Source organism: Microbulbifer mixtoriginis (SeqCode), from assembly GCF_052466715.1.
Map to the genome: position 1 here is coordinate 3,928,338 of NZ_CP174288.1, position 26,663 is coordinate 3,955,000.

The window sequence follows — 26,663 nt, forward strand, 5'->3', positions numbered from 1 at the left end:
GGTTATTCTGAGACGCCGCCGTAAAACCTTACAATCCGGCGAGCTCAGCCTTACTCCGGTTGGAAACCGAAACGCAAATCGTTAAAGGCGATTAACCTTTAGGACGCTTGGCGCCGTATTTAGAACGGCCCTGCTTGCGATCGTTTACGCCGGCACAGTCAAGTGCACCGCGTACAGTGTGGTAGCGCACACCCGGCAGGTCTTTTACACGACCGCCGCGAATCAGCACCACGCTGTGCTCCTGCAGGTTGTGGCCTTCACCACCGATGTACGAAGTTACTTCGTAACCGTTGGTCAGACGCACACGGCAAACTTTGCGCAGTGCGGAGTTCGGCTTTTTCGGTGTAGTGGTGTACACGCGAGTGCAAACTCCACGACGCTGCGGGCTAGCCTGCAGAGCGGGAACGTCGCTTTTTTCGACTTTGCGTTTTCTCGGCTTACGAACCAACTGGTTGATCGTTGCCATTAAAAATCACTCCAAAAATAAAATGCCCCCACCTCTAAAAGTGAGGGCCTGTCGTCTGTGTGTAGCGCCGACCCAGAGGTCGAACGAAACACCCCACATCAGCGGGGGCCGCATTCTATAAGCGACAACCCGCCTAGTCAATCGGCGACGGAAGTAAGTGCTTACATCACAGACAGTCGCCAATATCAGATTGAGCACCGAAGTGCCCCGACTTACCCCACTCCAACATAAGGATGGAGTGGGATACGCCTTATTCACCAGAGGACTTGAGAGCCTCGGTCAGCGCCGCTTCCACCTCTGCTGCGGAAGGACCTTCGCCAAAGGTTTCTTCCAGCTGCAGGTTGCGCTTGCGCTTGCGCTCTGCGTGGTAGGCCAGACCGGTACCAGCCGGAATCAAGCGGCCCACAACTACGTTCTCTTTCAAACCGCGCAGGCTATCTTCTTTACCGGTTACCGCCGCCTCGGTCAGAACGCGGGTAGTCTCCTGGAACGAAGCCGCAGACAGGAAGGACTCAGTGGCCAGAGACGCTTTGGTAATACCCAGCAACAGGCGCTCGAACTGAGCGGGCTGTTTGCCTTCGGCGCGCAACTGCTCGTTCTCTTCGATCACGCGCTGGTATTCCACCTGGTCGCCCTTAATCAAGCTGGAATCGCCCATCTCGAGGATTTCCACCTTGCGCAGCATCTGGCGCACGATAGTCTCGATGTGCTTATCGTTAATACCTACACCCTGGAGACGGTAAACTTCCTGGATCTCGTTAGTGATGTAGCGCGCCAGTTCTTCAACGCCTTTCAGACGCAGAATATCGTGCGGGTTGGACGGGCCATCGGAGATAACCTCGCCCTTCTCTACAGTTTCACCTTCGAACACAGTCAGCTGGCGGTGCTTCGGAATCAGAACCTCGTAGTGGTCCTTACCGTTGGCCAGTGGCTTGCCGTCGCGCGGGGTGATCTGCAGACGCACCTTGCCTTTGGTCTCTTTACCGAAGGAAACGGTACCGGAGATCTCCGCCAGGATGGACGGTTCTTTCGGTTTACGCGCTTCAAACAAGTCGGCAACACGTGGCAGACCACCGGTGATGTCCTTAGTACCGCCGGATTCCTGCGGGATACGTGCGATTACGTCACCCACGTTCACCTTGTCACCATTCTTCAGGCTGAGAATTGCACGCGCCGGCAGTGCGTAGTGCGCGGGGGCATTACTGTTGGCCAGAGTCAGTTCTTCACCGTTCTCATCCAACAGAGTTACCGCCGGACGCAGGTCTTTACCTGCCGCCGGACGCTCGGCTGGATCGATAATTTCGATCGAGGACAGACCGGTAATTTCATCGGTCTGCTTGCGGATGGAGAGGCCCTCTTCCATACCGGACAGTTTCACCCAACCGGCAACCTCAGTGATGATCGGGTGGGTATGCGGATCCCACTTGGCCACAATCTGGCCACCATCAACCTCAGCACCTTCATAAACGCTGATTACAGCACCATAAGGCAGTTTGTAACGCTCGCGCTCGCGGCCGGCGCTATCGGCAATCGCCAATTCACCGGAACGGGAAACCGCTACCAGGTTGCCAGCTTCGGTCTTAACGGTCTTCACATTGTGCAGACGGACGGTACCGCCCAGCTTCACCTGGATACTGTCTGCGGCAGAAGCGCGGCTCGCAGCACCACCAATGTGGAAGGTACGCATGGTCAGCTGGGTGCCCGGCTCACCGATGGACTGTGCGGCAACAACGCCCACAGATTCACCCGGGTTGGCGCGGTGGCCTCGGGCCAGGTCGCGGCCGTAACACTGGGCACAGATACCGTGTGCAGTAGTACAGGTGATCGGGGAGCGAACCAGAACCTCATCAATACCCATGGCTTCGATGCGCTCTACCCACTTCTCGTCGATCATGGTGCCGGCGGAAACGGCGATTTCATCGCTGCCGGGCTTCAATACATCGCGAGCCACAACACGACCGAGGATACGGTCACCGAGAGATTCGATAACGTCACCACCCTCGATTACCGGCGCCATGGTCAGGCCGTCGTCAGTGCCACAATCCAGTTCGGTAATTACCACGTCCTGAGCAACGTCCACCAGGCGACGGGTCAGATAACCGGAGTTTGCGGTTTTCAGTGCGGTATCCGCCAGACCTTTACGAGCACCGTGTGTCGAGATGAAGTACTGCTGTACGGTCAGACCTTCACGGAAGTTCGCGGTAATGGCGTTCTCGATAATGGAGCCGTCTGGACGGGCCATCAGACCACGCATACCAGCAAGCTGACGAATCTGTGCTTCGGAGCCCCGTGCACCGGAGTCTGCATACATGAAAACAGAGTTGAAAGAATCCTGCTGGGTCTCTTTGCCCTCTCGGTCAATCACCCTCTCTTTCTTAATGCCCGCCATCATCGCCTGGGTCACCTTATCGTTGGTACGGGACCAAACATCGATGACCTTGTTGTATTTTTCACCCTGGGTTACCAGACCGGAGGCAAACTGGCTTTCAATTTCCTTCACTTCCGCTTCCGCGGACTCGATCAACTGAGCTTTCTCTGCCGGGATTTCGAAGTCGTTCACACCAATGGAGGAACCGGACTTGGTAGAGAAATCAAAACCGGTGTACATCAGCTGGTCGGCGAAGATAACGGTCGCCTTCAGGCCCACCTTGCGGTAGCACTCGTTCAGTACACGGGAAATAGACTTCTTCTTCATCGGCTGGTTAACCAGCTCGAAGGGCAGGCCTTCCGGGACAATATTCCACAGCAGCGCGCGGCCTACAGTGGTGTCCTGTACAGAGATGGTTTCGTGTTTCTCACCATCTTCACCCACGATATTTTCGCGGATACGCACTTTAACCTTCGCCTGTAAGCCAACCTGCTTGGCATAAAAGGCACGGCTCACCTCTTTGATATCGGAGAAGGACATACCCTCGCCTTTATCGTTGACGCGCTCGCGGGTCATCCAGTACAGGCCCAGTACCACGTCCTGGGACGGTACGATGATCGGCTCACCATTGGCGGGCGACAGGATGTTGTTGGTGGACATCATCAGCGCGCGGGATTCCAGCTGCGCTTCGATGGTCAAAGGTACGTGTACCGCCATCTGGTCGCCGTCGAAGTCGGCGTTATAGGCAGCACAAACCAGCGGATGTAGCTGGATCGCTTTACCTTCAATCAGTACCGGCTCGAACGCCTGAATACCCAGACGGTGCAGGGTCGGTGCACGGTTGAGCAGTACCGGGTGCTCGCGGATCACCTCGTCGAGGATATCCCAAACGATGGCCTCTTCGCGCTCCACCATTTTCTTGGCGGCTTTGATGGTAGTGGCCAGACCGCGAGTTTCGAGCTTGCCGAAAATAAACGGCTTGAACAGCTCCAACGCCATTTTCTTGGGCAGACCACACTGGTGCAGGCGCAGGGTCGGGCCAACCACGATCACGGAACGACCGGAGTAGTCCACACGCTTACCCAGCAGGTTCTGACGGAAGCGGCCCTGCTTACCTTTAATCATGTCCGCCAGGGACTTCAGCGGGCGCTTGTTGGAGCCGGTGATAGCGCGGCCGCGTCGGCCGTTATCCAACAGTGCATCGACAGATTCCTGCAGCATGCGCTTTTCGTTGCGCACGATAATATCCGGCGCATTCAACTCGAGCAGACGCTTCAGGCGGTTGTTACGGTTGATCACACGACGGTAGAGGTCGTTCAGATCGGAGGTCGCGAAGCGGCCACCATCCAGCGGTACCAGCGGGCGCAGATCCGGTGGCAGAACCGGCAGAGCTTTCATTACCATCCACTCCGGGTTGTTACCGGATTTGTAGAAGGCTTCCAGCAGCTTCAGGCGCTTGGACAGTTTCTTGATCTTTGTTTCGGAATTGGTCGCCGGGATCTCTTCCCGCAGGCGCTGGATCTCAACCGGCAGTTCAATATCTGCCATCAATTCCTGGATAGCCTCGGCACCCATTTTCGCTTCAAACTCATCGGCGAACTCTTCCATCGCCTCAAAATACTGCTCATCGTTCAGTAGCTGGCCGCGCTCCAGGGTGGTCATGCCGGGCTCGGTTACCACGTAGGATTCGAAGTACAGCACGCGCTCGATATCGCGCAGGGTCATATCCAGCAACAGGCCGATACGGGACGGCAGGGACTTCAGGAACCAGATATGCGCAACCGGGCTGGCCAGTTCAATATGGCCCATACGCTCACGGCGCACCTTGGCTTTGGTCACCTCAACGCCGCACTTCTCACAGATAATACCGCGGTGCTTCATGCGCTTGTACTTACCGCACAAGCACTCGTAGTCTTTAACCGGGCCGAAGATCTTGGCGCAGAACAAGCCTTCACGCTCAGGCTTGAAGGTACGGTAGTTGATGGTCTCCGGCTTCTTCACTTCGCCGTAGGACCAGGAGCGGATCATGTCCGGCGAGGCCAGACCGATACGAATCGCATCAAACTCTTCCAGGTGCTCCTGGGACTTCACCAGATTTAATAAATCTTTCAAGGCCTTTCCTCCACTAGGGGGTAGTCAACCCGGCCGTTACGCCGGGCCGGGCGGGCCGGCAACCCCACTGCTTCCAGGGTGCCGGCGCTTGTCTCAATTCACCTGCGAACAGGCTTTTGCACCAATCGGTCTTACTCGTGCTCGAGCTCGAAGTTCATACCGAGAGAGCGGATTTCCTTAACCAGTACGTTGAAGGACTCCGGCATGCCAGGCTCCATACGGTGGTCGGAATCCACGATGTTTTTGTACATCTTGGTCCGCCCTTCCACGTCGTCTGATTTGACCGTGAGCATTTCCTGCAGGGTGTATGCGGCGCCGTAGGCTTCCAGCGCCCACACTTCCATCTCCCCGAAACGCTGACCACCGAACTGTGCCTTACCACCCAGCGGCTGCTGGGTAACCAGGCTGTAGGAGCCAGTGGAACGCGCGTGCATCTTGTCGTCCACCAGGTGGTTCAGCTTCAGCATGTACATGTAGCCCACGGTAACCGGACGCTCGAAAGCATCACCGGTACGACCGTCGTGCAGAGTGATCTGGCCGGAATCGGGGATATCGGCGAGGCGCAGCAATTGCTTGATCTCGCTCTCATCGGCACCGTCGAATACCGGGGTCGCCATGGGTACACCGCGACGCAGGTTCTGCGCCATGGTCATGACTTCCTGATCGGAGAACTGATCCAGTTCTTCCTTGCGACCGCCTGTGGAGTTGTAGACCTCTTCCAGGAATCCGCGCACCTTGGCGACTTCCTGCTGCTCCTTGATCATCTTGTCGATTTTGACGCCAAGACCTTTAGCAGCCATACCCAGGTGCATTTCCAGAACCTGACCAACGTTCATCCGCGAGGGAACACCCAGTGGGTTCAGAACGATGTCTACCGGCTCACCGTTTTGGTCGTAGGGCATATCCTCAACGGGCTTGATTACAGAGATCACACCCTTGTTACCGTGGCGACCGGCCATCTTGTCGCCCGGCTGGATGCGGCGTTTGATCGCCAGGTAGACCTTAACGATTTTCAATACGCCCGGAGCCAGGTCATCGCCGGACTCCAGTTTTTTCTTCTTGTCTTCGAAGGCTTCGTCGAGCAGCTTGCGACGCTCTTTCAGCTGTACTTCTGCCTTCTCCAGCTGCTCGTTGAGACCCTCGTCTTCCATGCGCAGCTTGAACCAGTCTTCACGCGGCAGAGTAGCGAGTACTTCAGTGGTGAGCTCCTGGCCCTTGCTGATACCTTTACCACCGGCAGCCTTCTGGCCCAGCAGTGCTTGCTGCAGACGCTCAAAGGTAGCGCCTTCGACAATGCGGTACTCTTCATTCAGGTCCTTGCGAACCTCATCCAGCTGCGCCTTCTCGATATCGATGGAACGCTGATCTTTCTGCAGGCCGTCACGGGTGAACACCTGAACATCGATCACGGTACCGCGGGTGCCACTGGGCGCGCGCAGGGAAGTGTCTTTAACGTCGGAAGCTTTTTCACCGAAGATTGCACGCAGCAGCTTCTCTTCTGGGGTCAGCTGTGCTTCGCCTTTAGGAGTAACCTTACCGACCAGGATATCGCCGGCACCTACTTCCGCACCGATATATACAATGCCGGACTCGTCCAACTTATTCAGCGCAGACTCACCCACATTGGGGATATCCGCAGTGATCTCCTCACTACCCAGTTTGGTATCTCGGGCAATACAGGTCAGTTCCTGGATGTGAATAGTGGTGAAGCGGTCTTCCTGTACAACGCGCTCACTAATGAGGATGGAGTCCTCAAAGTTGTAACCATTCCAGGGCATAAAGGCGATGCGCATATTCTGGCCAAGAGCCAGCTCACCCAGATCTACAGAAGGACCATCGGCGAGGATATCGCCGCGGGTTACGCGATCACCAGTGTTAACAATCGGGCGCTGATTGATACAGGTATTCTGGTTGGAGCGGATGTATTTGGTCAGGTTATAAATATCTACACCTGCATCACCGGCTTCCACCTCAGCGTCCGCCACGCGGACTACCACACGGCTGGAATCAACACGCTCAATCACACCGCCACGCTTGGCTACCACACATACCCCGGAGTCGCGCGCTACGGTGCGCTCCATACCGGTGCCTACTAGCGGCTTTTCAGCACGCAGGGTCGGTACAGCCTGACGCTGCATGTTCGAGCCCATCAATGCACGGTTGGCGTCATCGTGCTCAAGGAACGGGATCATCGCCGCAGCGACAGAAACCACCTGCTTGGCGGAAACATCCATATACTGGATTTCACCCGGTGCCTTCAGGGTAAATTCGCCATGGTGACGCACGCTGATCAGGTCATCAATGAAGTTGCCGTTGTCATCTACTTCCGCAGACGCCTGGGCAATAATGTAATTTGCTTCATTGATCGCTGACAGGTAAGCGATTTCGTCGGTTACCTTGCCATCAACCACTTTGCGATAAGCACTCTCGAGGAAACCGTAGTGGTTAGCGCGAGCGTAAGTGGCCAGGGAGTTGATCAGACCGATGTTCGGTCCTTCCGGCGTCTCAATCGGACATACGCGGCCGTAGTGCGTCGGGTGCACGTCGCGCACCTCAAAGCCAGCGCGCTCACGGGTCAAACCACCTGGGCCCAGTGCGGAAACACGACGCTTGTGAGTCACTTCCGACAGCGGGTTGTTCTGGTCCATAAACTGGGACAGCTGCGAGGAACCGAAGAATTCCTTCACTGCAGCGGCAACCGGCTTGGCATTGATCAGGTCCTGCGGCATCAGGCCTTCGGACTCCGCCATGGACAGGCGCTCTTTGACCGCGCGCTCCACACGTACCAGACCAACGCGGAACTGGTTCTCGGCCATCTCACCAACGGAGCGCACGCGGCGGTTCCCCAGGTGATCGATATCGTCCACCATGCCCTGGCCGTTACGGATATCGATCAAGGTCTTCAGTACATCGACGATATCTTCTTTGCTCAGGGTACCTTCGCCGGTCTCGTCTTCACGGCCCAGGCGACGATTGAACTTCATGCGACCAACGGCGGACAGATCGTAGCGCTCGTCGGTGAAGAACAGGTTTTCAAACAGGGATTCCGCAGACTCCTTGGTGGGCGGCTCGCCTGGGCGCATCATGCGGTAGATCTCTACCAGCGCTTCCAGCTGAGTGCGGGAAGGCTCTGCACGCAGGGTATCGGAGATAAACGGTCCACGGTCTAGATCATTGGTGTACAGCGTTTCGAAAGTCTTAATATTGAGTGTGCGTAACTGGGCGATTACTTCAGCGGTAATCTCAGCATTACACTCAACTGCAATTTCACCAGTAGACTCATCGACAATATCGTGAGCCAGAATACGGCCAAACAGGTATTCCAGTGGCGCGTCCAGCTTTTCTACGCCGGCTTTCTCCAGCTGGCGAATATGACGCGGGGTGATACGACGCCCCTCTTCCACAATCACCTTGCCCTGGCCATCTTTAATATCAAAAGAGGCCACGTCACCGCGCAAGCGGGAGGGAATCAGTTCCAGGCTAACGCGGTCTTCCTGCAGCTCAAACTTGCTGGTCTCGAAGAACATCTCCAGCATTTCCTGGGAGCTATATCCCAGTGCACGCAACAGAATTGTCGCAGGCAGTTTGCGGCGGCGGTCGATACGAACGAATACCAAGTCCTTTGGATCGAATTCGAAGTCCAGCCAGGAGCCACGATAAGGAATTACACGCGCGGCGTACAGCAGCTTACCGGAGGAATGGGTCTTGCCTTTGTCGTGATCGAAAAATACACCCGGGGAACGGTGTAGCTGGGATACGATAACACGCTCAGTACCATTAATTACAAAGGTACCGTTGTCGGTCATGAGCGGGATTTCGCCCATGTAAACTTCCTGCTCTTTGATGTCCTTAATGGACTTATTCGCAGACTCTTTATCGTAAATAATCAGGCGCACACGTACACGCAGCGGACAGGCGTAGGTCACGCCGCGCAGAGTACATTCCTTAACATCGAAAGCGGGCTTACCCAGTGTGTAGCTCACGTACTCCAGAGCGGCATTGCCTGAATAGCTGACAATCGGAAATACGGATTTAAACGCCGCCTGCAGGCCGACATCTAAGCGATCGTCGGGGCGCTTGTCGGCCTGTGTAAAATTGCGATATGAATCCAGCTGTATCGCAAGCAGGAAGGGCACATCCATGACCTTAGGCAGTTTGCCAAAATCCTTGCGGATACGTTTTTTCTCAGTATATGAGTAAGCCATTCAAATTCCCCAGCTTGATCAGTGACAAGACTTCGTGGGACTCCATTCGGGAGCCCCTCCGGGCGAGAAGCCTCTGAACAACACAGATTGCCTGTGCTGTTCAGAAACCTCTCCGCTTGCTTTCGGGCAGCGCAACTGCGCTATGGTTAAATGAGGTTTGCCACGGTTTTATACCGCCGGCACCGCTAAAACCTCAGTACCGCAAACGGCAAAAAGGCCGGCGGACAAAAGTCCACCAGCCTTACCGCTATGTGTCGTTTTAGGCGACCAATAGCGGGAATCGCAACAACCGAATTACTTCAATTCTACAGTTGCGCCAGCTTCTTCCAGCTCTTTCTTAGCGGCTTCAGCTTCGTCTTTGGTTGCGCCTTCTTTCAGCGGGCTTGGAGCGCCGTCAACCAGTGCCTTGGCTTCTTTCAAGCCCAGGCCGGTGATGCCGCGAACAACCTTGATCACGTTCACTTTCTTGTCGCCTGCAGAAGTCAGAACTACGTCGAAAGAGTCTTTCTCTTCAGCGGCAGCTTCGCCACCAGCCGGGCCGGCTACAACTGCTGCTGCAGCAGTTACACCGAACTTCTCTTCCATTGCTTCGATCAGCTCAACAACGTCTTTAACAGACATTTCGGCAACAGCGTTGATGATATCTTCTTTAGTCAGAGACATGAGTCATTACCTGAATTGGTTTGAGCAGTAGCTGCTCGTATTTCGTTTTGAAACCGCGATTCGCTCAAGCGAATACAATTACGCAGCTTCCTGCTCTTTTTGGTCGCGAACGGCCGCAATAGTGCGGACCAGCTTGCCAGCAGATGCTTCTTTCAACACGCTCATCAGCTTGGCGATCGCCTCGTCGTAAGTCGGCAGGCTTGCCAACAATGCGACGTCGGTGATCGCGCCTTCGAAGGCAGCACCTTTCAGTTCCAGCTTGTCATTGCCCTTGGCGAACTGGCTCAGGATGCGCGCGCCGGCACCTGGGTGTTCGTTAGAGAATGCAATGATGCTAGGACCTACGAATTTGTCAGTCAGACATTCGTAATCGGTTCCTGCCAGAGCGCGACGCGCCAGAGTATTGCGGACGACTTTCAACCAAACGCCGTTCTCGCGAGCCTCTTTGCGCAGGGCAGTCATGTCATTTACGGTAACGCCGCGGGAATCCGCAACTACCGCAGACAGAGCACCCTCAGCAGCTTGCTGGACATCTGCGACAATCGCTTTCTTGTCTTCGAGTCCAATAGCCATAGTGTCACTCCTGGATTTGAAAAAAACCGGGCTCAAAGCCCGATCCGTTCCGGTGCATAAAGCTCAAATCCAGTAAAAATACTGGTTTGGGCGACACCGTCTGCGTAGGCTCAAACCTCTCAACGGCTAACCTGGCCGAGATTTGGATTAAGCCAGACACGTTAAACCTCAACGCATCTGGCACCTACGGTCTTTGACGGCCCACATTTCTGCCTAAGCATCAAGTGGACCCCAAAGTTCGATTTACTATGCGCCAACAGTGTCAGCGCACAGCTTCAATTAGATGTTCAGGGAAGACTGGTCGATAACCAGACCTGGGCCCATAGTGGTGCTCAGGGTGATCTTCTTCAGGTACACACCTTTTGCAGAAGCCGGCTTGGCCTTCTTCAGGTCTGCTACCAGAGCTTCCAGGTTCTCTTTCAGCAAGTTCGCATCGAAAGCAACTTTGCCGATACCACCGTGGATGATGCCGCCTTTGTCAGCGCGGAAACGCACCTGACCAGCTTTGGCATTTTTAACTGCGGTAGCAACGTCTGGAGTTACAGTGCCAGTCTTCGGGTTCGGCATCAGGCCGCGCGGGCCGAGGATTTGACCCAGCTGACCTACAACGCGCATCGCATCGGGAGAAGCGATTACTACGTCGAAGTCCATCTTGCCCGCTTTAACGTCGGCAGCCAGCTCGTCCATACCGATCAGGTCAGCGCCCGCTTCTTTAGCGGCATCAGCGTTTGCACCCTGGGTGAAAACAGCTACGCGAACTTCTTTACCAGTACCGTGCGGCAGAGTGGTCGCACCGCGAACAGCCTGGTCGGATTTACGCGGATCGATGCCCAGGTTTACAGAAGCGTCTACAGTCTCTGCAAACTTAACGTTGGACAGCTCTTTCAGCAGAGCTACGGCTTCTTCGATGCCGTATGCTTTACCAGCTTCAACTTTCTCAGCGATTACGCGCTGACGCTTGCTCAATTTAGCCACTTAGAGACCCTCCACTTCGATACCGGCACTGCGTGCGGAACCGGCGATTGTGCGCACGGCCGCGTCCATATCGGATGCAGTCAGGTCAGCCTTTTTCATTTCTACGATCTCTTCGATCTGAGCGCGGGTAACCTTACCGACCTTGTCGGTATTCGGGCGACCGGAACCACTCTTGATCTTGGCGGCCTTGCGCAGCAGTACTGCGGCGGGCGGAGATTTCATGATGAAGGTGAAGGAGCGATCGCTGTATACAGAGATCACAACCGGCACCGGCAGACCCGGCTCAAGGCTTTGAGTCTGGGCGTTGAACGCCTTACAGAATTCCATGATGTTCACGCCGTGCTGACCCAGTGCAGGACCAACGGGCGGACTTGGGTTGGCCTGACCGGCCTTAACTTGCAGCTTGATATAAGCTTCTACTTTCTTAGCCATTACAGCTCTCCTCTAGATGGGTGGTAACGCCAGCCACAACTTACCTCTCGGCAGAGAGCTGGCTCCCCGCCCCAAAAAACAAAATATATTTTCCGGGGACGCGAAAACCCCCTTCCACCTTGCGGCGAAAGAGGGCAAAAAATTTACACTGGAATCAGGTCTTTTCTACCTGACTAAACTCCAGTTCAACGGGGGTGGAGCGCCCGAAGATCAATACGGCCACGCGCAGGCGGCTCTTCTCGTAGTTGACCTCTTCGACCACACCGTTGAAATCATTAAACGGACCATCGATAACCCGAACCATTTCACCTGGCTCAAATAGGGTCTTGGGCTTGGGCTTATCGGCGGAATCGTCGATTCGATTCAGGATAGCCTGCGCTTCGCGGTCAGTGATCGGGGCCGGCCTATCCGCCTTGCCTCCGATAAAACCGAGCACTCGAGGAGTTTCTTTTACCAAGTGCCAAGTATCGTCATTCAGTTCCATTTCCACCAGGACATAACCGGGGAAGAACTTGCGCTCACTCTTGCGCTTTTGCCCTGCTCGCATCTCCACCACTTCTTCGGTGGGAACCAGCACTTCACCAAACAGGTGATCCATTTCGTGCAGCTCAATTCGCTCCTTGAGAGAGCTAGCTACACGCTTCTCATAGCCCGAGTAAGCCTGGACCACATACCAATGCTTTGACATGTATCAACCTTTAGCCGATGAGTTTGGATGCCGCCCAACCTAAAGCGGAGTCCAGCGCCCAGAGAATTAGCGCCATAATCAACACAAAAACCACCACAATCACAGTCGTCTGGGTGGCCTCTTGACGAGTCGGCCAAACCACGCGCCTGACTTCCGTTTGCGCTTCGCGCAACAGTTGCCAGAGTGCATTACCCTTCGCAGTATTCACCGCGACAACCAGGGCAGCCAGGCAGATTGCAGTCACTGCCAGCACGCGGTAAATCAGGGGGAATTCGGCATAATAAGAATTGCCCGCTACAGCACCACCAACCAGCAGTACTATTAGCAGCCATTTCAGGCCGTCAAGACGAAAGGTTTTCGCTTCTGCTTTAGCATTCATATATGAAGCCCTTAGCGCACTACAGATAAGCCCTTAGTGCTCAAAAACACAAAAGCCCCACTGACAAGTAGGGTCTTGCGACACCCCTAAACTTATTTCAAGTGGAGTGTTTAAAATGGCAGGCCAGGAGGGACTCGAACCCCCAACACCCGGTTTTGGAGACCGGTGCTCTACCAATTGAACTACTGGCCTGTACAGCTTGGATGCCTTAGCACCCGAAGATAAAGAGGGCTACAGACCACCCTCTCATCTACTGCGCCGCCAGGGAACCCTGGCGACACGAAGATCAAAGATTACTCAATGATCTTAGCAACAACGCCCGCACCTACGGTACGACCACCTTCGCGGATAGCGAAGCGCAGGCCGTCTTCCATGGCGATCGGAGCGATCAGGGTAACAACCATTTGAATGTTGTCGCCCGGCATTACCATTTCAGTGCCTTCCGGCAGCTCAACCGCACCAGTTACGTCGGTAGTACGGAAGTAGAACTGAGGACGGTAGCCTTTAAAGAACGGGGTGTGACGACCACCTTCGTCCTTGGACAGGATGTACACTTCCGCTTCGAACTTGGTGTGCGGAGTGATGGAGCCCGGCTTAGCCAGTACCTGACCACGCTCTACTTCGTCACGCTTGGTGCCACGCAGCAGCGCACCGATGTTCTCACCAGCACGACCTTCGTCGAGCAGCTTGCGGAACATTTCAACACCAGTACAGGTAGTAGTAGTGGTTTCTTTAATACCAACGATCTCAACTTCGTCGCCAGTGTTGATTACACCACGCTCTACACGACCGGTTACTACGGTACCACGGCCAGAGATGGAGAATACGTCTTCGATCGGCATCAGGAACGGCTGATCTACTGCACGCTCCGGCTCAGGAATGTACTCGTCCAGAGTTTCTACCAGCTTCTTAACAGCGGTAGTACCCATTTCGTTGTCGTCTTCGCCGTTCAGGGCCATCAGAGCGGAACCAACGATGATCGGAGTGTCGTCACCTGGGAACTCGTACTGGTCCAGAAGTTCGCGAACTTCCATTTCTACCAGCTCGAGCAGCTCTTCGTCGTCTACCATGTCCGCTTTGTTCAGGAATACAACGATGTAAGGTACACCTACCTGACGGGAAAGCAGGATGTGCTCACGAGTCTGCGGCATGGGGCCGTCAGCTGCGGAACATACCAGGATAGCGCCGTCCATCTGAGCAGCACCGGTGATCATGTTCTTAACGTAGTCGGCGTGTCCCGGGCAGTCTACGTGCGCGTAGTGGCGAGTCGGGGACTCGTACTCAACGTGAGAAGTAGCGATGGTGATACCGCGCTCACGCTCTTCCGGAGCATTGTCGATACCGTCAAAAGCAACAGCGTCACCGCCCCATACTTCCGCACATACGCGGGTCAGAGCAGCGGTCAGGGTGGTTTTACCGTGGTCAACGTGACCGATGGTGCCCACGTTCACGTGGGGCTTGGAACGTTCAAACTTTTCTTTTGCCATTGCAGCCTCCTAATATAGATGAGCCGCTAACGGCACCACCCACGTACAGAACATGCGCATCCGACCCGGAAAAGCCCGACCCCGGACACAAACAACCGCAAGAGCTTTCACCCTTGCGGCTATTGAAAAATGGAGCTCATGGGCGGATTTGAACCGCCGACCTCACCCTTACCAAGGGTGTGCTCTACCCCTGAGCTACATGAGCAAATCAACGCCTTCCTAGGCGACCACAAGGCTTGCCATTTTGGAGAGCATTCCAGCCGAACCCATAGTTGGAGCGGGCAGCGGGAATCGAACCCGCATCATCAGCTTGGAAGGCTGAGGTTCTACCATTGAACTATGCCCGCTTGCGGGAGCCTCCAGACAAAACTACCTGTCTTGCCGGCAACACCTTACGGTGTAAAAAATGGTGCAGGGGGGTGGATTCGAACCACCGAAGCTTTCGCGTCAGATTTACAGTCTGATCCCTTTGGCCACTCGGGAACCCCTGCCTCAATGCGGGGTGCATTTTCTACACCTTCCGCCGCGCTGTCAACATTTTTTTCTTTAAATTTCACAGACTTAGCTGAAAAATCTAATGTCGAGCAGCGCCGGGATAAAAATGGAGCTGGCGAGAGGAGTCGAACCCCCGACCGGCTGATTACAAGTCAGCTGCTCTACCAACTGAGCTACGCCAGCCCTATCCCGTCCATTGCCGAAGTTGAATAGTCACCCTCGTCAATGGAGGCGGGATTCTATGGGAAGTTATCCCGACACGCAACACCCTTTTTGCAGAAAAATCAGAATTTTTATGTCGCCTGTTGCCACATATAGAAAAATGCGGCGAACCTTGTTTCGCGGCTGGGGACCTAGACCTCTAGCCCAACCCCATCAACCGGACACTTCTGCACAAAGATTACGGCGACGATCCAGCTCGGGATGCTCTTGCTGCAACTGCAACCAAAAATCCGGGGCTAAACTATCTGAGGCGCCTGGCGCCAATACGATCCAGCGTTCGGCGTGGGTCTGAGGCTCCTCGCGGAATTGAGCCCGTATGCCTTTCTCAATCAACTCACTTGTCAGAGATTCAGCACGCGAACGCTCGCTGAAAATGCCAAAGGAAATACCATCAGCCAACGCACCTTTGGGGATCACATAACTATCTATTCCCTGTGCCTGCAATTCTCGTAAACGGTTGTAGGCTTCTCGCCTGGAATTCAATGGTGGCAGAAAAACCCAGTAACGCATCTGCCCTTGCATCTCCACATCTCGCAATACGGCAGAAACCTGCAGGGACTTTAAGCGCTGTACTATCGCCTCTCCAAGCGACTCCTCCGCAAATGGGCCAAGCAAAGTGCAGAGCTGCTCAGTAGAGCTTGCCTTTGCTGGCGACATGGGAGCCATCGGCAGAGGAGACAGCTCCTGCGGAGATATTTCATTGACCAGGGCAATACTCTGGACCTGTACCTCCGCCCTTTTATCGGCAACCCTTATTCTCTCTTTATCAGAGGTTGAAGTACCAACAAACCAAGCAAAGACGCCGAAATTCAACAGTATTAAGAAAAGAGCTATCCAGCGCATAGGGTGTTATTTGTTTCAGGGATTACTTAACGCCAAGCCATCCATTACCAGCTCAGGAACCAAATGGTGCTCCCGCTGATAAAGAGCTGACAGCACTGGGGCATCGCCGCCTGTCAACCACAACAGCGGTTCTTCAGCACAGTATCCACGCAACTCATCCAGTGCACGATCGATGGCACCAAGCACCATAAGCAGGAGGCCTCGGTTTATGGCTTCATCGGTACTACGGCCTGCACCGAGGGACTCCGTTAGAGCAATATCCTGCGCACTTTTAGCCGCATGAGTATCCAGATACAAAGAACGTTGCATAAGGCCGACACCAGGGACAATGTAGCCCCCTAAGTGACGCCCGCTATTGTCGACCAAATCCAGAGTGACCGCGCTGCCACAGTCGACAATTAGGGCCGCCCGCCGCTCTCGATCATAGGCAGCCAGCATAGCCAGCCAGCGATCAGTGCCGAGCAGGCGGTGATTATCATAACCACAGGCTACCCCAGCGCACTCCAGCAGTACCTGAGAAAACTCCACCTCAAGTGAAAACAACTCCTGAATATGCCCGATCAGCGTCTCCGCAACTTGCGGTCCGGCCACATTGACCACGCGTACTCTCCGCGGATCCAACAGATCCCACCCATCGGGCAAATGCCCATCGCGCAGATCAGCAGTCATAAAGCTACCCCTGGCGCTCACCTGTAATTCATCTAACAGGCGCCACTTGCCCCGGGTATTACCGATATCCAGTTCGAGAATCAAACCTGCCCCCGTAAAGAAATCTCACCACCATGGAAGTGTTGCACTTGCCCGTCCATATTTAACTTCAAAGCACCCTTTTCACTAACGCCAACTGCAACTCCGCGCCAGGTTTGACTACCTGCCTGCAGAGTAACCTTTTGCCCAGCAAACTGATCCAGCTTCATCCAGGCTTCACGGTAAGCAACAAAACCTTGTTCGGTATAGCTGTATAAAAGCGGTAGCAGCTCAGTCAGAATCGCTGCCACCAATTGATTGCGAGATATTCCGGGCTTCACTTGTTGCAAGTCTGCCCATGGCTGATCTATTGCCGTGGCAATCTCACTTCGCAGGCCACTATTTAAGCCAATACCAATCACCACAGCACAGCGATCCGTAAGATCGCCTTTAAGCTCCAGTAAAACACCAGATAACTTTCGACCGCGACACCAAACATCATTTGGCCATTTGAGGCGAACATCTGGCACCGAAAAGCGCTCCAATGCCCGGGCAATAGCCACCCCAACGGCGAGGCTCAACCCTTCGAGGCATTGCACCCCCCCATTGAACTCCCACCCAATGGATAGGCTGATGCCCGTTCCATAGGGGCTTACCCATTGCCGACCACGACGACCGCGGCCGGCACTCTGCCGCTCGGAGAGCAGTGCAACCCCGTGCCCACTCCCTTCCTCCATAAGTGAAAGCAACTGGGTATTGGTGGAGTCGACCTCATCAAATAGTATCAACTCTCGCAATAGTACCCCGGCTTGCTCACCCAATGTGCTGTAAATTTTTTCTGCGGACAGGAGCTCCAAACCACCAGGCAAGCGGTAGCCTTGCCCCTTAATAGACTCCAAAGCCAATCCGTACTGCTCTAGCTTCTGTAACTGCTTCCAAACCGCAGCCCGGCTTACTCCTAGAGCCAATCCGAGCGCCTCGCCAGAGTGCGTCTCGCCATCAGCCAATAATTCCAAAACTGGGCGCAATGGTTCCAGTGGACTTTTCTTAATAGTGTCTAGCAAGGTAATTAACTTTTTATATAGCGACGGAAATAACGGTGCCCTAAGCTGGTCAGCACTTCATAACCTATGGTGCCAGCGTATTCAGCCACCTCATCTACCGTCAGGTCTTTATTCAGTATCTCAATTGACTGGAGGGATTCCCGCTCCTCTTGAGAGAGAGCAGAAATATCAAACGTTGTGGAATCCATGGAAATCCGGCCAATTATCGGCAGTTGGCGGCCATAGGCCCAGCCACAACCACGCCCTCCCTGAGCCCGGATTATCCCATCGGCATATCCACCACGGGCTACCGCCAACCAGCTGCCCGCTGCTATTTGTTGGGTAGCTCCATAGCCTACCCATTGTTCACGACTGACAAATCGCTTTTGCACGATAGGCAGACTGAGTGCCACAGCTGAGCGCATAGGATTTGTGGCCCCGGGTATTGGATTGACGCCATAAAGCGCAGAGCCCGGCCGCGCAATATCAAAGTGATACTCTTCACCTAGGAAAATACCCGATGAATTGGCGAGACTCAGCTGAACCTCAGGGCACAGGGCCCTCAACCTTTCCCCAGCCGCTTTAAAGCTACGCAACTGAATATTGTTTTGTGGATGCTGGGGTTCATCCGCACAGGCAAGGTGGCTCAGCAAAATACGAATATCTGCCGAGCGCAACAACTGACTATCTCTTAGCAGTAGGTCAAACTCTTCGGGAGACATACCCAGGCGAGTCATACCCGAATCTATCTTTAGCGCACAAGGCGCCTTAATCCCCTCACTAACGGAAATATCCACCCAGTTGCGCAACTGCTCTAGTGTGAAAAGTGTCGGCATTAATCCTGCGCGTGCACATTCCAGCTCTGCCCCGGTGCGCACCCCAGTCAAGATAACAATGCGAACGCTATCACCCAGCTCTTTACGCAGGCGCTCCCCTTCCGTTTGCGTTGCCACAAAAAAGTCTCGGCAACCCTGTCTATACAGAGCCGGCACTACCTGATTCATACCAAGGCCATAGGCATCCGCTTTGACTACTGCGCCACAGCGAGTACCCGCTGCCAGTCGCTTAGTCAGATCCAGGTAGTTGTCAGCAATGGACTGCAAATTGATACTCAGCAGACCCTCGCGAAAATCGTTCATGCCATTACAACTCTCAGTTCACCAGCTAGGTTGCCCCAAGTAAGCTTTCACGCCGTAAAGCACGGGCACCTATTAATATACACAGCCCGACCAAAGAAAGGGTGACCAGGGAACCAGCTATCACCAGGGAGACAGAAACGGACTCCCCAGCCATTAATGCACTCAACCACTGCTGCTGCCCGATAAGTGGAGTCAACTGCCACAAGGGCGAGTCCAGTTCAATATTGGACAATTTCAATACAATTAACAGTGTGACAGGTAGAGCCTGTAAAATACTCAGCTGAATCTGGGCATCTTTAAAGGAACGGGAACGCAGAGATAGCAGAATCTGTAATACCGCAACCAGAAGTGCTAAGGGCAGTAAAATAAGACTTATCGCCATCAGTTCATTGATGCCAGCTGAAAAGCGGACACCAATCTCAGCCAAGGGAAGCAAGCTCAGTGAAACAGTTAAAACTGCCAGAGAAAGAAGTGCACCAAACCAACCAATACTGGTAACGGCTACAGCTTTCGCCACCACAAGTTGCCAGCTGTTTATAGGCTGCTGTAATAATACCTCAATGGTCATGCGCTCACGCTCCCCAGCAGAAGTATCAATAGAGGGGGCCGCACTACACACTAGCAGTGCCATTATCAGTAACAAGGGAACCATCAGTCCCCAAATTGCCAATCCTCGACTGGACGGCGTACTGACATCCCGCACCTCAAGCTGCCACGGTGCTAAAACCTGAGTTGCTAAACCTCTGGCCGCTAAACGCTGCCGCACAATCACCTGCTGAAATAGCGCCAACTGCTGCTGCACCAGCTGTGCAGCACGCCCCGCAGTCTGATCGGCACTATTTACATACAGATAAATCTTAGGAGACAACAGGCTTCGATAATCTTCAGTAAAGTTTTGCTCTATTCGCAGAACCACATCATATGTATCTGCTAAAAGCGCTTGAGGAGCCCCTTCTTGCAAGCGCTCAATTCTCAAGTCCCCTGTCTGTAACTGCTCCTCCAACAGCGGCGCATACTCAGCCCCAATAATAGCTACATCAAAGGAGGTATCAGACATTACTTTCAAAGATAAAGCGCCACTACTAATGATCAGCACAGGGAACATTAAGGTGAAACCTAGCGTGATCATTAGGGCGCGTCGATCACGCCAAACTTCGCGTAACTCTTTAAAAAGTAATGCTCGCATCTGCAGAGAAAATAGATCTTTAAAAATCATCCTACCGGCTCACCGCATTTGTCTTTTTCTAACAAATTCCCATAGACAAGCTCCACAAAGCTATCCTCAAGGCTTGCGGAGCCAGTCTGTTGTATAAGTTCATCCGGGGTCCCGTTCCCCACTATCGAACCTCCCGCCAAGACTAGCACTCTGTCGGATAGCTCAAGCACTTCAGCCATAATATGGCTGGAAAATAAAACAGCAGTTCCCTCTGCCCTCAAGCGCAAAAGCGTCTTACGTAACAGGCGAGCAGCAAGTATATCCAACCCCCGGGTTGGCTCATCAAGCACCAAGTGACTCGGACGATGCACCAATGCTCTAGCGAGAGAAACTTTCATTCGCTCTCCCTGAGAAAACCCCTTGGTTCGGCGATTCCACAGGTTCGATAGCTCTAATTCTTCCTTAACCGATTGCAGTGCAAATTCTAATTCTGACCCAGTCAGCCCTTGAGCACAGGCAAAAAACGATAAATATTCTGCAACAGTGAGTCGCTCATAAAGCCCCTCCCTATCACCTACAATACCAAGCTGTCTACGAGCACCTTTAGGATTTTCACAAGGGTCTATATCACCAACAAAAACTTTACCGCTATCTGCCTTCAAAAGACCGGCAATAATTCGCAGGCACGTGGTCTTTCCTGCACCGTTAGCACCAAGCAAGGCCGTTATCTGGCTATTCGGCACAGAAAAGCTAAGATTGTGCAGTATAGAAACCCCAGAAAATTGCTTATTTACCCCTTCAACCTTAATCACGGTGCATTCTCCCCAAGCTTTCCACTCGCAGTGGTAGTCGTTACACCCTGCATTATCTCTGGCCCATAAATTCCACTCACAAACGGTGGCCTGTTGATTTCATCAACACAGGTCATTGCCAATTCTTTCCCTGAGGAGTTCAGGAACTCTTCGATTAATCTCGGCACACAACCTCTCATGGAATTAATATGACCACCGCTAGTAATGATTAAATGCTGTTTATTGGTCAAGTAGCCAAGTTGTTTTTCGGCATACCTTGGAGGTGTTATTGGATCGGCTTCCCCAGAAATTAGTAACACCGGGTGCTCTCGATGTTGTGGTTTTGCATAGTAGCGATCGGCTACAGGCCAAACTTCACAACCACGTTCAAATATCTCAAGAAAAGCATTTCCCGCAAAAGACCCATTAGTATCAGCTAAAACCTCCTCCTCACTGATACGGGATAATTCTTCCGCACAAGCAATAGAAAGCGTTAAGCCAAGGGACATACCTAAAGCTGACTCGGGAAATAAACCAGTAATACCCGCAAGCGGATAATAATTCCCCAAGCCAGCCTGCTGAATAGCAAAGGGTAATTGTGCAGCAGCTTCTGGAGAGTAAAGGGCGGCACGTATGGTATTTTGTAGCACCCAACGAGACATTAAGTGCTTCATTGGCTTTCCTGTCACAGGATCAGGGAAATCCATGGATTTAGACTCATCCCATTGACTTAATAATTTATCCAATACCTCCCTCCAGTTTCCAAACTTAGAGCAGCTAAACTCTAAGCTGCAATCACGCATCAGTATTTGAATAGCGTCTTCCGCAGCTGCCGCACTCAGAAAGACTTTAGTATCGATAGGTGCAACCGCATCGAGCACCAATGTTTTCAAACTGTTCGGATGCCACTGTTGATAAAGAAGCGCTGTTCGGGTCCCCCAAGATCCCCCCCAAAGAGATATTTGCTTGTGATTAAAATACTTTCGTACCTTTTCCAGGTCCTCAACCGCTTGTCGACTACTCAATGAATTAGCAAAATTAGCCTGCTGTAGATAACACTGCTCCAATTCTTTGGAAATCAGTGATAAATCCATTGGTGTATGCCGATCTATACCACAACCAAATGACCGAGAGTGCCCGGTTCCCCTCCGATCAACCATGACTATTGCCCGCTTCTGATTAATTTTTCGGAATGTGTGCAATAGCGGAATCAGACCACTCGCGGCCTGACCTGGACCACCAGCGAGAAGATATAAAGGTTCTCGCAGCGTCTCATCTAGAGCCGGTGAAACAAATACTGCTAAATTTACCTTGCTATCTCCGTGCCCCACTGAAATTCGCTCGCACCTTAATGGGTGCCGCCAACCATCCAAATAGCATTCCTGCGTATTAGGCAATTCCTTTGCAGTTATTACCGGCGCTAATAACAAGACGCTTAATATGGCGATAGCAGTTCGAAGACTGTTTACCCCTAACACGTTATTATTCTCCTTAACCTATGGTGCCAAGCATCGCAGTGTATCCAACTTCCAACATCTCTGTCCCCAGCCACTCAATCTCGAAGAATTGCATTAGCACCCATCTGCTCTGAGTGGTAAGGTTTAAGTTTTAGCTTGCCCATGACTGCACCCATGAGCTTTTCAGACCGTGAAAAACACTTAATTCGAGCCGCTTTTGCCTGGGGCCAGATCACCCAGCAGGAGGGCTATACACTTTCTGACCTTGAAATTGAGAAGTCTGTACTTTTCCGTCGCTTACTTGGTGGCCGGCCAGCACTGGCTTTTCCTCCCCCTCTGCGCCACGGTTTTCCCTGGTATGAAGTTATTGAGGGGCGTGCTGAGCATATCGTCAGTGCTTCTGAAGCATCACCCGAGTGCAGTATCATCGCGCCAGGATGTAAAATTGGTGAAACTTGCATACTGATTGATGGCGCTTTTTGGCGAGTGGTTGAAACCATTTCTGAGCGTGAAGAATATATCGTTGAGTGGGGACAATACCCCATGCAATGGCGATTAAAAAAACACTGGGAAGTCAATTATGAGATGACCCAACAACTACACAGCTTCCGCAGAGACAACCCCACCGCCAAAGTCTCCTTTGACAATTACCTTAGCCAAAGAGACTATCGAGAATTCCGTATTGATGACGATCAAACTGTCTGGTTATGTGAGTGGCAGCTTAGCCGTATAAGCCTCCCTGGCTGGGTTTGGGTAGGTACCTTACTATCCCCAACCGACACAGATTTTGCTCCTGTCGACGAAGACTCTCTCGGCCCTATAGTCTTTGGAGAACCAGGAAAGGAAGCCGGTATCGCCTGGCTCCGTATAGAAGAAGCTGGCGCCGAAGCTCGTTTTGTCAGGCTCAATGGCACACATGATTACCAATCCCTCTCCAATGCCTGTGCAACCCACCTGAAGGGCTTGTTACATAGCCTGCAGGAGACACAGGAGGATATTGAGATAATAGACTGCCAGGCAGGTACAGTTATTCGGCACTTTACTCTTCCCTCAGCTCTTGTTCCTCTCGATGAATTACGCTTGAAAGAAATGCAGTATGATCTAGTTCCGGACAATGCCTATGAGCAGGTAAATTAATTCAAGTTGTAAGTACTTTCTGAAGCCCCTCTCTAGGGGCTTTTTACTATCCCCCTTTTACACACACCCAAACATCCTTCCAAGTTACCCACAACACCAAGGCATATTTCTGTTTCCTGCTGATGACCATTCCATTAACAGGCTGTTACTAACAGAATCCATGGATAGAGCTGTGCATAACTCAGGGATATCCACGCTCAGGCCCCTGTTTCCGCGGGGCTCTTTTCAACGGGTAAAAAAACACCAGCCATTTATCCACTTTCCACCGCTTGGCGTTATTAACAGAAAGTCTGGATAGACTTGTGCATAACTGCGGTATATCCGCGCCAGGCCCCGTGGTTGCACAGGTTCATTAAAACGTGCAAAAAATCACCGGTATTTTTATTGGTATTTCTGCGCCGTTTTTTTCAGCGCAATGATTTTTCTAGGTTAAAGAGCACTTTTTAATTTCAGATGTTTTTTTGGTGGTGCTTGAGGTGCAGATTAAATAAAGCGCGCTATTTTTTTGTATCTTCATTTTTTCCTTATAGAAAAATTTAAGAAAGCGCTTTATTTATAGGAGGGAAGGCTCCTCGGAGCTTTTTAGAGCCTGCGCTTTTTTCATTGCCTTTTAGCGAGTTGGATTTTTCGGCGGGAGTGTTGCGAGTAAAAATTCGATTGGGCTTTTTATTTTTCTGTATTTTGAATTTTATTTTTTATTCTCTGTTTTTATTTTTTGATGCATTCAATATTTTTTTGCACATAAAAAAGGGCCACCCTATTGGGTGGCCCTTTCGGATTAGAAGCCTGACGATGACCTACTCTCACATGGGGAAGCCCCACACTACCATCGGCGATGTTGCGTTTCACTTCTGAGTTCGGCAAGGGATCAGGTGGTTCCACAACTCTATTGTCGTCAGGCAAACTGGCTTGGGTTGGCGTTGGTCTTATAAGCAATTTTGCTTGGCCTGCCGTGTTATCGCTGTTTGCCTCGGTCTGTTGACCGGCGATAACCCCAAATAAGTTGGTAAAACAATCTGTAGTAATACACCGCAAGCGATCATTGTGTGTCTTTCATTCCACAATCCGCTAGCTTAGCTAGTCGTTAGTAACCATCTCTGTTGTATGGTCAAGCCGCACGGGCAATTAGTACTGGTTAGCTCAACGCCTCACAACGCTTCCACACCCAGCCTATCAACGTGGTAGTCTTCCACGGCCCTTTAGGACTCTCAAGGAGTCAGGGAAATCTAATCTTGAAGGAGGCTTCCCGCTTAGATGCTTTCAGCGGTTATCCCGTCCGAACATAGCTACCGGGCAATGCCACTGGCGTGACAACCCGAACACCAGAGGTTCGTTCACTCCGGTCCTCTCGTACTAGGAGCAACTCTTCTCAAATTTCCAACGCCCACGGCAGATAGGGACCGAACTGTCTCACGACGTTCTAAACCCAGCTCGCGTACCACTTTAAATGGCGAACAGCCATACCCTTGGGACCGGCTTCAGCCCCAGGATGTGATGAGCCGACATCGAGGTGCCAAACACCGCCGTCGATGTGAACTCTTGGGCGGTATCAGCCTGTTATCCCCGGAGTACCTTTTATCCGTTGAGCGATGGCCCTTCCATACAGAACCACCGGATCACTATGACCTACTTTCGTACCTGCTCGACATGTCTGTCTCGCAGTCAAGCGCACTTATACCATTATGCTCATTGCATGATTTCCGACCATGCTGAGTGCACCTTCGTACTCCTCCGTTACTCTTTGGGAGGAGACCGCCCCAGTCAAACTACCCACCATACACTGTCCTCGATCCGGATAACGGACCAGAGTTAGAACCTCAAACATACCAGGGTGGTATTTCAAGGACGGCTCCACAGTAACTAGCGTTACTGCTTCAAAGCCTCCCACCTATCCTACACAAGTAGGCTCAAAGTTCAGTGCAAAGCTGTAGTAAAGGTTCACGGGGTCTTTCCGTCTAGCCGCGGGTACACTGCATCTTAACAGCGATTTCAATTTCACTGAGTCTCTGGTGGAGACAGCGTGGCCATCGTTACGCCATTCGTGCAGGTCGGAACTTACCCGACAAGGAATTTCGCTACCTTAGGACCGTTATAGTTACGGCCGCCGTTTACCGGGGCTTCGATCAAGAGCTTCGCCGAAGCTAACCCCATCAATTAACCTTCCGGCACCGGGCAGGCGTCACACCCTATACGTCCTCTTACGAGTTTGCAGAGTGCTATGTTTTTAATAAACAGTCGCAGCCACCTGGTCACTTCGACCGGCCTCAGCTTAGGGAGCAAGTCCCATCACCAAAACCGGCGTACCTTCTCCCGAAGTTACGGTACCATTTTGCCTAGTTCCTTCACCAGAGTTCTCTCAAGCGCCTTGGTATTCTCTACCTGACCACCTGTGTCGGTTTAGAGTACGATTCACTATTGCCTGAAGCTTAGAAGTTTTTCCTGGAAGCAGGGCATCAACCACTTCACCCACAAGTGGGCTTCGTCATCAGTTCTCAGCCTTAGGGACCCGGATTTGCCTAAGTCCCCAGCCTACAACCTTAAACATGGACAACCAATCGCCATGCCGGCCTAGCCTTCTCCGTCACTCCGTCGCAGCAATAGCGAGTACAGGAATATTAACCTGTTTCCCATCGACTACGGCTTTCGCCCTCGCCTTAGGGGTCGACTAACCCTGTCCCGATTAGCGTTGGACAGGAACCCTTGGTCTTCCGGCGGGGAGGTTTTTCACCTCCCTTGTCGTTACTCATGTCAGCATTCGCACTTGTGATACCTCCAGCAGACCTCCCGATCCACCTTCAACGGCTTACACAACGCTCCTCTACCATGCTCCTAAGAGCATCCGCAGCTTCGGTTACCAGTTTTAGCCCCGGTATATCTTCCGCGCAGGCCGACTCGACTAGTGAGCTATTACGCTTTCTTTAAAGGATGGCTGCTTCTAAGCCAACCTCCTAGCTGTCTGGGCCTTCCCACATCGTTTCCCACTTAACTGGTATTTGGGACCTTAGCTGGCGGTCTGGGTTGTTTCCCTTTCCACGACGGACGTTAGCACCCGCCGTGTGTCTCCCGCGATTGCACTCCTCGGTATTCGGAGTTTGCATGGGGTTGGTAAGTCGGGATGACCCCCTAGCCCAAACAGTGCTCTACCCCCGAGGGTGAGACGCGAGGCGCTACCTAAATAGCTTTCGAGGAGAACCAGCTATCTCCCGGCTTGATTAGCCTTTCACTCCGATCCACAGGTCATCCCCTAATTTTTCAACATTAGTGGGTTCGGTCCTCCAGTTGATGTTACTCAACCTTCAACCTGCCCATGGATAGATCGCCGGGTTTCGGGTCTATTGCCTGCAA

Annotated in this window: 18 protein-coding genes, 5 tRNA genes and 2 rRNA genes (1 of these 25 only partly in view); 1 reads left to right on the forward strand and 24 read right to left on the reverse strand. The window is 52.7% G+C overall.

Annotation, left to right across the window (positions count from 1 at the left end; all coding sequences use genetic code 11):
* Positions 1-91 precede the first annotated feature (91 nt).
* The 22 genes from rpsL to ACJJH9_RS17665 all read right to left on the reverse strand — a co-directional run bounded on the left by rpsL (position 92) and on the right by ACJJH9_RS17665 (position 22,202).
* Positions 92-466, reverse strand: a complete 375-nt coding sequence (gene rpsL / locus ACJJH9_RS17560; RefSeq protein ID WP_067150990.1) for a 30S ribosomal protein S12 — start codon at positions 464-466, stop codon at positions 92-94.
* Positions 467-716: 250 nt separating this feature from the next.
* Positions 717-4,946, reverse strand: a complete 4,230-nt coding sequence (gene rpoC / locus ACJJH9_RS17565; RefSeq protein WP_444891418.1) for a DNA-directed RNA polymerase subunit beta' — start codon at positions 4,944-4,946, stop codon at positions 717-719.
* Positions 4,947-5,077: 131 nt separating this feature from the next.
* Complete coding sequence (gene rpoB / locus ACJJH9_RS17570) at positions 5,078-9,151, reverse strand: DNA-directed RNA polymerase subunit beta (RefSeq protein ID WP_444887950.1); 4,074 nt, start codon at positions 9,149-9,151, stop codon at positions 5,078-5,080.
* A gap of 294 nt (positions 9,152-9,445) precedes the next feature.
* Complete coding sequence (gene rplL, locus ACJJH9_RS17575) at positions 9,446-9,814, reverse strand: 50S ribosomal protein L7/L12 (RefSeq protein WP_252084407.1); 369 nt, start codon at positions 9,812-9,814, stop codon at positions 9,446-9,448.
* A 78-nt stretch (positions 9,815-9,892) separates the two neighbouring features.
* The gene (gene rplJ / locus ACJJH9_RS17580) at positions 9,893-10,387 is read right to left on the reverse strand and encodes a 50S ribosomal protein L10 (RefSeq protein ID WP_020411124.1); all 495 of its coding nucleotides are present in this window, start codon (positions 10,385-10,387) and stop codon (positions 9,893-9,895) included.
* A 279-nt stretch (positions 10,388-10,666) separates the two neighbouring features.
* Positions 10,667-11,362 carry a 50S ribosomal protein L1 gene (gene rplA / locus ACJJH9_RS17585; protein WP_152451120.1) on the reverse strand — a complete coding sequence of 232 codons (696 nt, stop codon included), beginning with the start codon at positions 11,360-11,362 and terminating at the stop codon, positions 10,667-10,669.
* The gene (rplK, locus tag ACJJH9_RS17590; protein WP_152451118.1) at positions 11,363-11,794 is read right to left on the reverse strand and encodes a 50S ribosomal protein L11; all 432 of its coding nucleotides are present in this window, start codon (positions 11,792-11,794) and stop codon (positions 11,363-11,365) included.
* Positions 11,795-11,948: 154 nt separating this feature from the next.
* Positions 11,949-12,482 carry a transcription termination/antitermination protein NusG gene (nusG, locus tag ACJJH9_RS17595; protein WP_252084405.1) on the reverse strand — a complete coding sequence of 178 codons (534 nt, stop codon included), beginning with the start codon at positions 12,480-12,482 and terminating at the stop codon, positions 11,949-11,951.
* 10 nt (positions 12,483-12,492) lie between these two features.
* Complete coding sequence (gene secE / locus ACJJH9_RS17600; protein ID WP_152451114.1) at positions 12,493-12,861, reverse strand: preprotein translocase subunit SecE; 369 nt, start codon at positions 12,859-12,861, stop codon at positions 12,493-12,495.
* 116 nt (positions 12,862-12,977) lie between these two features.
* Positions 12,978-13,053, reverse strand: a tRNA-Trp gene (locus tag ACJJH9_RS17605).
* 101 nt (positions 13,054-13,154) lie between these two features.
* The gene (gene tuf, locus ACJJH9_RS17610) at positions 13,155-14,348 is read right to left on the reverse strand and encodes an elongation factor Tu (RefSeq protein WP_252084404.1); all 1,194 of its coding nucleotides are present in this window, start codon (positions 14,346-14,348) and stop codon (positions 13,155-13,157) included.
* Positions 14,349-14,478: 130 nt separating this feature from the next.
* Positions 14,479-14,553, reverse strand: a tRNA-Thr gene (locus ACJJH9_RS17615).
* Between the two features lie 68 nt (positions 14,554-14,621).
* Positions 14,622-14,695, reverse strand: a tRNA-Gly gene (locus ACJJH9_RS17620).
* Between the two features lie 60 nt (positions 14,696-14,755).
* Positions 14,756-14,839: transfer RNA gene (locus tag ACJJH9_RS17625), tRNA-Tyr, on the reverse strand.
* 111 nt (positions 14,840-14,950) lie between these two features.
* Positions 14,951-15,026 (reverse strand) — tRNA-Thr (locus ACJJH9_RS17630).
* A 192-nt stretch (positions 15,027-15,218) separates the two neighbouring features.
* Positions 15,219-15,908 carry an SPOR domain-containing protein gene (locus ACJJH9_RS17635; RefSeq protein WP_444923524.1) on the reverse strand — a complete coding sequence of 230 codons (690 nt, stop codon included), beginning with the start codon at positions 15,906-15,908 and terminating at the stop codon, positions 15,219-15,221.
* 15 nt (positions 15,909-15,923) lie between these two features.
* Positions 15,924-16,661 (reverse strand): type III pantothenate kinase, encoded by a 738-nt coding sequence (locus tag ACJJH9_RS17640; RefSeq protein WP_444923525.1) that lies wholly within the window; start codon positions 16,659-16,661, stop codon positions 15,924-15,926.
* Positions 16,658-17,659 carry a bifunctional biotin--[acetyl-CoA-carboxylase] ligase/biotin operon repressor BirA gene (gene birA, locus ACJJH9_RS17645; RefSeq protein WP_444923526.1) on the reverse strand — a complete coding sequence of 334 codons (1,002 nt, stop codon included), beginning with the start codon at positions 17,657-17,659 and terminating at the stop codon, positions 16,658-16,660. The genes ACJJH9_RS17640 and birA overlap by 4 nt, the downstream gene beginning before the upstream one ends.
* 5 nt (positions 17,660-17,664) lie before the next feature.
* Positions 17,665-18,777, reverse strand: a complete 1,113-nt coding sequence (gene alr / locus ACJJH9_RS17650) for an alanine racemase (protein ID WP_444923527.1) — start codon at positions 18,775-18,777, stop codon at positions 17,665-17,667.
* Positions 18,778-18,802: 25 nt separating this feature from the next.
* Positions 18,803-19,993 (reverse strand): ABC transporter permease, encoded by a 1,191-nt coding sequence (locus ACJJH9_RS17655; protein WP_444923528.1) that lies wholly within the window; start codon positions 19,991-19,993, stop codon positions 18,803-18,805.
* A complete protein-coding gene (locus ACJJH9_RS17660; RefSeq protein ID WP_444923529.1) occupies positions 19,990-20,745 on the reverse strand; it encodes an ABC transporter ATP-binding protein in 756 nt (251 codons plus the stop codon). The genes ACJJH9_RS17655 and ACJJH9_RS17660 overlap by 4 nt, the downstream gene beginning before the upstream one ends.
* Entirely contained in the window at positions 20,742-22,202 is a 1,461-nt protein-coding gene (locus tag ACJJH9_RS17665) for an alpha/beta hydrolase (RefSeq protein ID WP_444923530.1), read from the reverse strand. Before ACJJH9_RS17665 ends, ACJJH9_RS17660 begins: the two co-directional genes overlap by 4 nt.
* Before the next feature lie 153 nt (positions 22,203-22,355).
* Between ACJJH9_RS17665 and ACJJH9_RS17670 the strand changes: the two genes are divergently transcribed.
* Positions 22,356-23,318, forward strand: coding sequence for a hypothetical protein (locus tag ACJJH9_RS17670; RefSeq protein WP_444903754.1), 963 nt, complete (start codon positions 22,356-22,358; stop codon positions 23,316-23,318).
* Between the two features lie 784 nt (positions 23,319-24,102).
* Here ACJJH9_RS17670 and rrf read toward each other — a convergent pair.
* A 5S ribosomal RNA gene (gene rrf / locus ACJJH9_RS17675) occupies positions 24,103-24,218 on the reverse strand.
* 204 nt (positions 24,219-24,422) lie between these two features.
* Positions 24,423-26,663: ribosomal RNA gene (locus ACJJH9_RS17680) — 23S ribosomal RNA — on the reverse strand (it continues 640 nt past the right edge of the window).